The following is an 11,322-nucleotide window of genomic DNA, read 5'->3' on the forward strand; positions in this document are numbered from 1 at the left end:
CCCTTATAAATCACAAGGTTAGAGGAAGCAATGGCGAAGCTGGCGTTTATCGGTCTGGGGGTCATGGGCTATCCGATGGCGGGCCATCTGGTGAAAGCCGGGCATAGTGTAACCGTCTGGAATCGTTCGGGCGAGAAGGCGGCCAAATGGGTGGCGCAGCATGGTGGCGCCAGTGCCTCAAGCCCACGCGAGGCGGCTGCCGGGGCCGAATTCATCATGGCCTGCGTCGGCAACGACGACGACCTGCGCTCGGTGGTCTATGGCGACAACGGCATTTTCGCCGGCATGGCCAAGGGCAGCGTCTTTGTGGACCACACCACTGCCTCGGCCGATGTGGCACGTGAACTGCACGCCAAGGCTGCCGCTTTGGGACTGGATTTCATCGATGCGCCGGTTTCCGGCGGCCAGGCCGGGGCCGAGAATGGCCAGCTCACCATCATGTGCGGCGGCGATGCGCCGGTTTACGAGCGGGTCAAGCCGGTAATCCAGGCTTATGCCAAGATGCAGAACCTGATGGGGCCGGCCGGCTCCGGCCAGCTCACGAAGATGATGAACCAGATTTGTATTGCCGGCCTGGTGCAGGGCTTGTCCGAGGCTTTGGCCTTCGGCCGCGCTTCCGGCCTTGATCTGACGAAAGCCGTGGAAGTGATTTCCAAGGGCGCGGCGGGCTCCTGGCAGATGGATAATCGCCACAAGACCATGATCGAGGGCAAATTTGATTACGGCTTTGCGGTGGATTGGATGCGCAAGGATCTGGGCATCTGCCTGAATGAGGCGCGGCGCAACGGTGCCAGCCTGCCGGTGGCCGGGCTGGTGGACCAGTTCTATGCCGAAGTGCAGCAGATGGGCGGCGGTCGCTGGGATACGTCGAGCCTGATTGCCCGGCTGGAAGCCACCAAGACCAAGAAGTAGGCCACCACCAGTCAGGCCGGTCCCGGAAGGGGCCGGCCTTTTGATTTAAGGCGAATGCAGGCGGCGCGAGCCGCCGGCCTGGCGCATGGTCTTGACCTCAGTGGCCACCCGCTGATTTACCGCGCGGGCATGCGTCGTCAATTGCGTCAGGGCGATATCCAGGACATGCAGTTGGGCTTCGTCCAGCACTTCAACCAATTGGGCATTCAGTTGCGCCACGGCGGGAAATACCTGTTCATACAGCGCCTGCCCGGTCGGGGTCAGCGACACCATGGCCCTTCTGGGGTCGTGGCGCTCGGCAATGCGGTTGATCAAGCCCTTGCCGGTCAGGTTGCCGATGGCGCGCGAGGTGCGCGCGCGGTCGAGCTGCGTCGCTTCGGCCAGCGCCGAAGGCGAAAGCGGCCCGGATTCGGCCAGCCAGGCCAGCAGGCGCCATTCCCGCCGCGTGATGCCATAGCGCCCTTCCAGCATGCGCACCACGGGGGCGCCGCTGAGGGCAAAAAGCGCTTGCAGGCGAAAGTTGAGCAATTGCCCCATTCGCCTCGGCGCCCGTAGAGATGAAGCAGCAGGCTGTTTCATGGCCATAGTTGATTAGATCAATTCAGGCGCCAGACCCTACACTTGATCAACAACATAGAACAGGGAGGATTCATCATGCGCAGTAGAATTCTGGTGCAATGCCTGCTGATCGCGGCGATTGCTTTGTTCAGCCCCAAGCTTTGGGCGCAAAGCGGCGTGATCAAGATCATCGTCGGTTATCCGCCCGGCGCAACCTCGGATGCCTTGGCGCGTGTGCTGGCCGAGGCGATGGCAAAGCGGTTGAACCAGCCTGTCATCGTGGAGAACAAGGCCGGGGCGGGCGGCATTATCGGCAATCAGACGGTGAAGGCCGCCAATCCGGATGGCACCACGTTGCTGATGACACCGGTGGCCACGATGTCGATCTTTCCACATAGCTACGGGGCGCAGCTTAATTACGATCCGTTCAAGGATTTTGCCCCGGTGGCGCATCTGAGCAATTTCCAGGTCGGTCTGGGGGTTGGGATGCAGGTGCCGGCCAAGACGCTCAAGGACTATGTGCAATGGGTCAAAGCCGATCCGGAGAAGCATGGCTTTTATGGCTCTGCCGCATCCGGCAGCCTGCCGCATTTTTTTGGCGTGATGTTTGCCGAGAGCGCCGGGATCAAGTTGCAGCATGTGCCATATCGCGGCACGGCGCCATCCATGCTGGCCCTGGCAGCGGGTGAAATCGCCGCTTTGTCGACGGTGGTGGCCGACATCCAGTCGCTGGTTGATGGCAACAAGGCGCGGCTGCTGGCCGTGGCCGGTGAGAGCCGCAGCCCGAAATTCCCTGACGTGCCGACGTTTCGCGAGCAGGGCTATGATCTGGTTGCTGCGCCCTGGTATGCGTTGTTTGCGCCGGCCGGCACGCCGCCGGCCATTGTGCAGCGGCTGTCCAAGGCGGCGATTGATGCGATCCATGAACCGGCATTGAATAAGCGCATGCTGGATATGGGTGTGGAGCCGACGGGCCTTGGCCCGGAGCAGCTCGGCGTCATCATGAAGCAGGATTACGAACGCTGGGGGCCGCCGATCCGTGCCTCCGGCTTCAAACCGGAATAAGCCTTGTCATCTCCAGGCCGGTGCTTGGCCGGCCTGGATTTTCAGGTCGTAGCAGGATTGATCATGACACAACGCCCCAACATCCTATTCATTGTCGCCGATGATCTCGGCTTTGCCGATCTTGGCTGTTATGGCGGTCGTGATGCCGCATTCGGCCCGGTTTCGCCGGTGCTGGACGATCTCGCTGCCAAGGGCCTGCGTCTGACCGATGGCTACGCCAATTCGCCCGTCTGCTCGCCCACCCGGTTTGCGCTGATGACGGCCCGCTACCAATACAGATTACGCGGCGCGGCCGAGGAACCGATCAGCATCCGCAGCCGCAACAGCAACGTCCTCGGCCTGCCGCCCGAGCATCCCACATTGCCATCTTTGCTCAAGGCTGCTGGCTACCGCACCGCGCTGATCGGCAAATGGCATCTCGGGTATCCGCCGGCTTTCGGGCCGCTACAATCGGGCTATGACGAGTTTTTCGGGCCGATGTCTGGCGGCGTGGATTATTTCACTCATTGCGGCACCAATGGCGCGCATGACCTCTACCTGAATGAAGCCGAACATGCTGCGCCTGGTTATCTGACCGACCTGCTGTCGCAGCGTGCAGCGGATTTTGTGCGGCAGAACCAAGCGGGCGCGCCGTTTTTCCTCAGCCTGCATTACACCGCGCCGCATTGGCCCTGGGAAACCCGCGACGATGCCGACCTGGCGAGCCAGGTCAAGGACAACCTGTTTCACCTCGATGGCGGCAATATCGATACCTACCGCCGCATGATCCATCACATGGATGAAGGCATCGGCTGGATCGTGGCGGCATTGCGCGAGACCGGGCAGTTGGACAACACACTGATCGTTTTCACCAGCGACAATGGCGGCGAGCGTTTCAGCGACAATTGGCCTTTGGTGGGCGGCAAGATGGACCTGACCGAAGGCGGCATCCGGGTGCCGTGGATCGCCCATTGGCCGGCGGTGATCCCGCCAGGCTCGGTCAGCGGCCAGCTTTGCCTGACCATGGATTGGTCTGCCACCATGGTGGAACTGGGCGGCGCAGAGGCGGCAGCGGATTATCCCTTTGATGGCGTTTCGCTGATGCGGCTGCTGCATGACCCGACGCATCTGGTCGAGCGGCCGTTATTCTGGCGCATGAAGCATCGCCAGCAGCGCGCCATGCGGGCCGGCGCCTGGAAGTATCTACGGGTGGATGGCAACGATTATTTGTTCAATATCGTTGCCGATGCGCGCGAGCGCGCCAACCTGGCCAAGCGCGAACCGCAACGCCTGACGCAGATGCGTCAGGCCTGGGAGGATTGGGAAGCCAGCATGCCGCCGGTGCCGGAAGAGGCGGTGGTAAGCCTGGGCTATTCAGCCAAGGACATGCCGCAACGCTGAATTTTCGGCTCAGCTTTCCTTGAGGGCGCGGGCCACGTCGCGGGCGAAATAGGTCAGCACACCGTCGCAGCCGGCGCGTTTGAAACCGAGCAGGCTTTCTGTGGCAACACGGGCGCGGTCGAGCCAGCCGCGCTCAGCAGCACCGGCCAGCATGGCGTATTCGCCCGACACCTGATAGGCGAAGGTGGGCAGGCCGAAGCTCTGCTTCACCCGCCAGCAGATATCCAGATAAGGCATGCCGGGCTTCACCATCACCATGTCGGCACCCTCGGCGATATCCAGCGCCACTTCGCGCAGGGCTTCGTCGCCATTGCCGGGATTCATCTGATAGGTGCGCTTGTCGCCACGGCCAAGATTGGCCGCCGAGCCAACTGCATCGCGGAACGGGCCATAGAAGGCCGAGGCATATTTCGCCGCATAGGCCATGATCTGCACGCGCTGGAAACCTTCGGCATCCAAAGCAGAGCGGATTGCCGCAACGCGGCCATCCATCATGTCGGACGGCGCGATGATGTCGCAGCCGGCGCGGGCCTGCACCAGGGCCTGCTGCACCAGCACGTCCAGCGTGGCATCGTTGACAATCTCGTCATCCACGATCAGGCCGTCATGACCGTGGCTGGTATAGGGGTCCAGCGCCACATCGCACAGCACGCCAAGATTGGTTGTGGCTGCCTTGATGGCGCGCACGGTCTGGCAGATCAGGTTATCCGGGTTGGTCGCCTCGCGGCCATCCTCGGTCTTGAGGCCCGGGTCGGTGGCGGGGAACAGGGCGATGCAGGGAATGCCCAGCGCCTCGGCCTCGCGCGCGGCGGCGGCGGCGGCTGCCACTGTCAGGCGCTCTACACCGGGCATTGACGGGATCGGCGCATTGCCGGGACCTTCATGCACAAACAGCGGCCAGATCAGATCGTCGATACTGAGGCGGTTTTCGGCCACTAGGCGACGGGTCCAATCGGCGCGGCGCAGGCGGCGCGGACGGGCGGCGGGGAAACTGGGCAGGCTGGGGGGCAGGCGGTCTGTGCTCATTCAAAGGGCTTTATCATACCGTTGCTGAAATGCAATCCACACCCAGGGCGAGGTGCCAAAGAAGCGGCCCAGGCGCATCGCAGTGCCCAGCTTGATCGGGCGCTTGCCGCTCATCACTGCCCGGAACAGTTTGGGCTGCAACCGCGCTTCGCTGCGGAAGCGTTCCGGGCTGTAACCGCGCTGGGCAATGGCCTGGCGCAGCAGATCGGCGGGGTGCGGTGCAATTGGATATAGCGGCAGCATGATGGGCAGGCTCCCTGGGAGACAACACAAGTCTCCGCCAGGAAGAGTTAAAAGGCCGTGAATCAAATCAACCGGAGAGGGCGTCAAGCCGTTCGCTCAGTTCATGATCGACGCGTAGCGGCAGCGTGAACCAGAAACATGCTCCGGCGCCAAGCTCGCTCACAACGCCGATCTCGCCGCCCATCAGCATCACCAGATTGCGGCAGATGGTGAGGCCCAGGCCGGTGCCGCCATAGCGCCGCGTGATACTGGCATCAGCCTGGGTGAAAGGCTGGAACAGTTGCTGCTGGATCGCCGGCTCGATGCCGATGCCGGTATCGGTCACCTCGCAGCGCAGCAGGATATGGTCTGCATCCTGCGGGGTGGCGCTCAGCCGCAGGTCGATGCGGCCATTCTGGGTGAACTTGATCGCATTGCCCATCAGATTGGTGACAATCTGGCGCAGCCGCATCGGATCGCCGATCAGATGTTCCGGCACATCATCCGGGATATGCAGGGTCAATTGATTGCCGGCCGATTCCGCACGCGGCCGGTGCAGGGTCACCAGCGCTTCCAGGGTGGGGCGCAGGTCAAAATCCACATTGTCGATACGCATCTTGCCGGCTTCCAGTTTGGAAACCTCCAGGATGTCGTCAATCAGGCCCAGCAGGTCGCGCGCCGATTGCTCGGCGATTTCTGCATAATGCCGCAATCGGTTGTCGATACCGCCATCGCGCAGCAGGGTCAGCATGCCCAGCACACCATTCATGGGCGTGCGGATTTCGTGGCTCATCATTGCCAGGAAGCTGGATTTGGCCCGGTTGGCGGCCTCGGCGGCATCGCGCGCCAGTTCCAGGTCACGCGCCACCTGGGTCAGGCTTTCCGCCTGGGCTTCCAGGATGCGCTGCTGCTGCTCCATCTCCATCATCTGGCGCCGGATATCCTCGATATCCTCAATTGAGCCAACCATGCGCACCGGCTTGTTATCGGCATCGCGGATCACCGCGCCGCGCGCCAGGGTCCAGACAAACAGGCCGTCATCGCGCCGCAGCCGGAATTCCATTTCGCAGGGCTGGCCACGAAACAGATGCCGGCCGATACGCTGGCGGATCACCACATGGTCTTCCGGATGCACCCGATCCAGGAAGCTGTTATTCGGAAACAGCCGCACCTCGCGCTCCGGCGCAATGCCGCCGGCGGTGATGAAGCCGGCAATAATCACGGTTTCGCCGGTGGTAATATTCCAATCCCAGATACCGATGCGGGCGCCGCGCATCGCCGCCTCAAAACGGTCATTGGTCTCCTGTAGCCGGGCGCGCGCCTGCGCCATGTCGCTGCGCTGAACCACGGCGTGATAGGCCAGCGCCACCAGGCCGGCGATCATCGCCGTGGCCAGCAGGCAGGAAATCAGCGTCAGCGCCGCCACCGGGCGTACGCGCTTGGCAGCTTCCAGCGTGTCATGCGCCGGGCCGATATTGATGCTCCATTCCGCGCCCAGCGTGGTCAGCGGAAAGGCCACGCCGCGGCGCATGTTCTGGCGTTCGTTCTGGTAGATGATGCGATTGTCGCGCTCAATGCGCACCGCATAGCCGAAGCTGGTGGCGATGGCGGCCACGGCATCCAACTGCCGTATGGCCAGGATACCGGCTGCCAACAGGCCGGTGCGGCCATCGGCATTAGCCAGCGGCGCCAGAACCACGAATGCCTCGCTGCCATCGCTGAAACGGGCATCTGCGGAAAGTTCCGTCTGACCCGGGGCGAAGTCGCCGCGCCGCAAGCGGTCAAACCATTCAATATGCAGGCCGTCGCCAAGCTGTAGCTGCGTGGCAGCCTCATTGCTTTCGGCCCAGCCTTCGGTCAAGGCAATGCCGTCGGCGTTCAAAAACTGGATGGTGGCAATCTGGGCGTCGGCTTGCAGCGCCAGGACAACATCGCGGCGCAGGGCAGCATTATCTTGTTGCCAGGTTTCGCCATGCCTTGCTTGCAAAACTTCCATGATGCGGCTGCGATTATACAGCCGGCGCTCCAGTTCCTGATCGAACCAGCGGGCATGTTGCGACATGTCGTTTTCCAGGGCGCGTTCCTCGGCGCGCCCGGTTGCCTGCCACAAGGCGAAAGAGGCGCTGGTGCCCAGCAGCAGGATACCAACCAGGGCCGGCAGCAGCGGACGGGGTATTGCCTTGCCGCGATGCGCGGCAAAGCGGGCGGTGCAGCCGATGCCAAGCAGCAGATAGACCGGCACCACCGGCAGCAGGGCCGTGGCATGTTCAGCCCAGAGCCGGGTTTGCGGCAGCAGGTGGAGCGCGCCCAGGCAGAGCACAAAAGCCCAGGCCACCAGCAGGGTGGCTGCCGACCAGACCAGCAGATGCAGGGCGGTGCCGGTATTACTGCCCGGGCGCAGCACCGGGATGCCCAGGCCAACCGCTGCGAACAGGAATCCGGTGGCGGCCACCGGCCCCATATGGCCGATATGGGCAGCCAGGCCATCGGCGGCGGCGAGATATGTCATGCCGCGTTCCAGGTCTGGACTGCGCAAGGCAGTAAACAGGCTCAGGCCGGCAAGTGTGGCCAGGGCCAGAGCGGCAAGGCTTACAAGGCGCTGCTGAGCCAGGCCGGCGAGCAGACCCACAGCGCCGATCACAGCGCAAATCAGCATTTCCAGATGCAGGGGCGGCGCCCCTGGCAGCCAGGCCAGGCGCCAGCCTGCGCTTTCAACCAGGGCCAGGGCATAAAATGCCGCCAAGGCAAGCAGCATTAGGCCGGCCAGACGCATGACGCGGTCTAAGCGCGCAAGCTGTCTGGCCGGCAGTTTTTGCTGCGCGGTGGTTGCCGAATGGCTGGGGGGTGTCATGGCCAAGGTTTTAGCCGCAACGCCCGTCCTGCGCCAGCCGCTATCTTGCATGGCACAATACACAATAACATGTGACGCCGCGGCTATGGCTTGCTGGCATCGGCGGCGAGGGCTATTCCTGTTGCCGGACGGGGTGTTGCGGTTGAGGAATTATGCCCACCTGCTGTGCAAAAATTCCAATACCAAGCGGCACCCATACCTGCCATACCTGCAACCCAGTTGTATTTAGACCAGAGGGACGGAAATGACCAAGGACCTGTATCACTTCATTGGCGGCAAAAAGGTGGCGGGGCAGTCCGGCCGGTTCCTTGATGTCTACAATCCCTCGACCGGTGAAGTTGCCTCGCGCGCTCCGCTGGCCACCAAGGAAGAAGTGGAAGCCGCGATTGCCGACAGCCAGCGTGCGTTTGAGACCTGGTCGCGTACGTCGCCGCTGGTTCGCGCCCGTGTCATGTTCAAGTTCAAGGAGCTTTGCGAGAAGCATGCCGACGAGATCGCGCTGCTGATCGCCAACGAGCATGGCAAGGTGGTGTCGGATGCGCGCGGTTCGTTGCAGCGCGGTCTGGAAGTGGTGGAATTTGCCTGCGGTATTCCGCATCTGCTGAAGGGTGAGTATTCCGACTCTGTCGCCACCGGCATCGACGTGTATTCCATGCGCCAGGCGCTGGGCGTGGTGGCCGGCATCACGCCGTTCAATTTCCCCGCCATGGTGCCGATGTGGATGTTTGCCATCGCCATCGCCTGCGGCAACACCTTCATTCTCAAGCCGTCGGAGAAAGACCCGAGCTGCCCGCTGCGTCTGGCCGAGCTGATGCTGGAAGCCGGCGCCCCGGCCGGCGTGCTGAACTGTGTCATCGGCGACAAGGTGTCGGTGGATACCCTGCTCACCGATCCGCGCATCCAGGCGGTCAGCTTTGTCGGCTCCACCCCGATTGCCCAGTATGTCTATGCCACTGCGGCGGCGCATGGTAAGCGCGTGCAGGCCATGGGCGGCGCCAAGAATCACATGATCGTGATGCCGGATGCCGATATGGATCAGGCCGTGGATGCGCTGATCGGCGCCGGCTACGGCTCGGCCGGCGAGCGCTGCATGGCGGTTTCGGTTGCCGTGCCGGTGGGCAAGTCCACCGCCGACCGTCTGGTGGAAGCGCTGGCGCCGCGCGTGCGGGCGCTCAAGGTGGGTCCTTCGGTGGACAAGGACTCCGAAATGGGCCCGCTGGTCACTGGTGAGCATCTTGCCAAGGTGAAGGGCTATGTTGATCTGGGCGTGCAGGAAGGCGCCAAGCTGGTGGTGGATGGCCGTGGCCTGAAGCTGCAAGGCTATGAGAACGGCTATTTCATGGGCGGCTGCCTGTTCGACAACGTGACGCCGGAGATGCGTATCTACAAGGAAGAGATTTTCGGCCCGGTACTGAGCGTGGTGCGTACTGAGAGCTTCGAGGAAGCCGCCCGGCTGCCGACCGAGCATGAATTCGGCAATGGCGTGGCGATTTTCACCCGCGACGGCGACTCCGCGCGTGACTTCGCCGCCAAGGTGCAGGTTGGCATGGTCGGCATCAATGTGCCGATCCCGGTGCCGCTGGCGTTCCACACCTTTGGCGGCTGGAAGCGTTCGGCTTTTGGCGATACCAACCAGCATGGCCCGGAAGGCGTCAAGTTCTACACCAAGATCAAGACGGTGACCGCGCGCTGGCCGACCGGCATTCGCTCGGGTGCCGAGTTCAACATCCCGACCATGAAGTGACATCATGTCCTTCGGGCTGACCGAAGACCAGCGCGCCATCCAGGAGATGGCGCGCCGTTTCGCCACCGAGCGCCTGGCGCCCGGCGCGGCGAAATGGGATGCCGACAAAATCTTCCCCGAAACCGAGCTGCGGGAAGCCGCTGCACTCGGTTTCGGCGGCATCTATGTACAGGATGATGTGGGCGGTTCGGCGCTGGGCCGGCTGGATGCCGCGTTGATCTTTGAGGAACTGGCTGCCGGCTGCACCTCCACGGCGGCCTATATCTCGATCCACAATATGGCAGCGTGGATGATTGACCGCTTTGGCAACGAGGCGCAGCGCCAACGTTTCCTGCCCCGACTGACCAGCATGGAGCATTTTGCCTCCTATTGCCTGACCGAACCGAATGCCGGCTCGGATGCGGCCGCCTTGCAGACCCGCGCGGTGGATGATGGCGATTACTATGTGCTGAACGGCACCAAGGCTTTCATCTCCGGCGGCGGCCGTTCGGATATCTATGTCTGCATGGTGCGCACCGGCGAACCCGGTGCGCGTGGCGTGAGCTGCCTGGTGGTGGAGAATGGCACGCCGGGCCTGAGCTTCGGCGCGCAGGAAAAGAAGCTGGGCTGGAATTCGCAGCCGACCGCGATGGTGATTTTCGAGGATTGCCGGGTGCCGAAGCTCAACCGCATCGGCGCCGAGGGCGAGGGCTTCAAGATTGCCATGGCCGGCCTGGATGGCGGACGGCTGAATATCGGTGCCTGCTCGATTGGCGCCGCCAAGGCCTGCCTCACCCTGGCGCGTGAGCATGTTGCCACGCGCAAGCAATTCGGCAATGCCATCGCCAATTTCCAGGCCACCCAGTTCAAGCTGGCCGATATGGCCACCGATCTGGCCGCCGCCCGGCTGATGATCCGCAATGCCGCTGCCATGCTGGATGCCAAACATCCGGAAGCAACAATGTATTGCGCCATGGCCAAGCGCTTTGCCACCGATGCCGGCTTTGCCATCTGTAATGAAGCCCTGCAATTGCATGGCGGCTATGGCTATCTGAAGGATTATCCGGTGGAGCGTTTCCTGCGAGACACCCGGGTGCATCAGATCCTGGAAGGCACCAATGAAATCATGCGCGTGATCGTGTCGCGTGCGCTGCTCTCGGGCAGTTTTCTGGATTGAGTGAAAAAGACCATGAGCGATGAAATCCTGTTTTCCGTGCAGAATGGGCTGGGCATCATCCAGCTTAACCGCCCGGCGGCGCTGAATGCCCTGAACCATGCCATGTGTGTGCCACTGGAGCAGCATCTGCGCGCCTGGGCCACAGATGCGGGGGTGAAGGCGGTGCTGATCAAGGGCACCGGCGAGAAGGCGTTCTGCGCCGGCGGTGATATCCGCCGCCTGGCCGATACCGGGCCGGAAGGGCATGACTATCGCCGCAATTTCTGGGGCGATGAATATCGCGCCAATACCGTGATTGCGGAATATCCCAAGCCGTTCATCGCGCTGATCGATGGCATCTTCATGGGCGGCGGCGTTGGCCTGTCCGTGCATGGCAGCCATCGTGTGGTGAGCGAGCAGGTGCTGTTT

10 protein-coding genes are annotated in these 11,322 nt (G+C 62.7%); 6 read left to right on the forward strand and 4 right to left on the reverse strand.

The genetic code is table 11. The features are described 5' to 3' along the window. Nucleotides 1–30: 30 nt before the first annotated feature. Complete coding sequence (locus KBB36_RS19705) at nucleotides 31–912, forward strand: NAD(P)-dependent oxidoreductase (protein ID WP_290985180.1); 882 nt, start codon at nucleotides 31–33, stop codon at nucleotides 910–912. A gap of 45 nt (nucleotides 913–957) precedes the next feature. On the opposite strand, the gene KBB36_RS19710 is transcribed toward KBB36_RS19705, so the two are convergent. Next, entirely contained in the window at nucleotides 958–1,440 is a 483-nt protein-coding gene (locus tag KBB36_RS19710) for a MarR family transcriptional regulator (protein ID WP_290985183.1), read from the reverse strand. 126 nt (nucleotides 1,441–1,566) lie between these two features. Here KBB36_RS19710 and KBB36_RS19715 point away from each other — a divergent pair, with 126 nt between their 5' ends. Next, entirely contained in the window at nucleotides 1,567–2,535 is a 969-nt protein-coding gene (locus tag KBB36_RS19715) for a tripartite tricarboxylate transporter substrate-binding protein (protein ID WP_290985186.1), read from the forward strand. 63 nt (nucleotides 2,536–2,598) lie between these two features. Beyond that, on the forward strand, nucleotides 2,599–3,915 hold the full coding sequence (locus KBB36_RS19720) for a sulfatase-like hydrolase/transferase (protein ID WP_290985189.1): 1,317 nt from the start codon (nucleotides 2,599–2,601) through the stop codon (nucleotides 3,913–3,915). A gap of 9 nt (nucleotides 3,916–3,924) precedes the next feature. On the opposite strand, the gene hemB is transcribed toward KBB36_RS19720, so the two are convergent. From hemB to KBB36_RS19735, 3 genes are all read right to left on the reverse strand, one after another. Continuing rightward, nucleotides 3,925–4,941, reverse strand: coding sequence for a porphobilinogen synthase (gene hemB / locus KBB36_RS19725; RefSeq protein WP_290985192.1), 1,017 nt, complete (start codon nucleotides 4,939–4,941; stop codon nucleotides 3,925–3,927). Then, nucleotides 4,942–5,184, reverse strand: coding sequence for a hypothetical protein (locus KBB36_RS19730; RefSeq protein WP_290985195.1), 243 nt, complete (start codon nucleotides 5,182–5,184; stop codon nucleotides 4,942–4,944). Between the two features lie 67 nt (nucleotides 5,185–5,251). Then, a complete protein-coding gene (locus KBB36_RS19735; RefSeq protein WP_290985199.1) occupies nucleotides 5,252–7,918 on the reverse strand; it encodes an ATP-binding protein in 2,667 nt (888 codons plus the stop codon). Nucleotides 7,919–8,258: 340 nt separating this feature from the next. Between KBB36_RS19735 and KBB36_RS19740 the strand changes: the two genes are divergently transcribed. The 3 genes from KBB36_RS19740 to KBB36_RS19750 all read left to right on the forward strand — a co-directional run. Next, the gene (locus KBB36_RS19740; protein ID WP_290985202.1) at nucleotides 8,259–9,758 is read left to right on the forward strand and encodes a CoA-acylating methylmalonate-semialdehyde dehydrogenase; all 1,500 of its coding nucleotides are present in this window, start codon (nucleotides 8,259–8,261) and stop codon (nucleotides 9,756–9,758) included. 4 nt (nucleotides 9,759–9,762) lie between these two features. Continuing rightward, the gene (locus KBB36_RS19745) at nucleotides 9,763–10,914 is read left to right on the forward strand and encodes an isobutyryl-CoA dehydrogenase (protein WP_290985205.1); all 1,152 of its coding nucleotides are present in this window, start codon (nucleotides 9,763–9,765) and stop codon (nucleotides 10,912–10,914) included. Nucleotides 10,915–10,926: 12 nt separating this feature from the next. Next, nucleotides 10,927–11,322: enoyl-CoA hydratase/isomerase family protein (locus KBB36_RS19750; protein ID WP_290985208.1), on the forward strand; the 396-nt coding region annotated here is incomplete at its 3' end.

The sequence above is a fragment of the Ferrovibrio sp. genome (assembly GCF_017994015.1).
Lineage (GTDB): Bacteria > Pseudomonadota > Alphaproteobacteria > Ferrovibrionales > Ferrovibrionaceae > Ferrovibrio.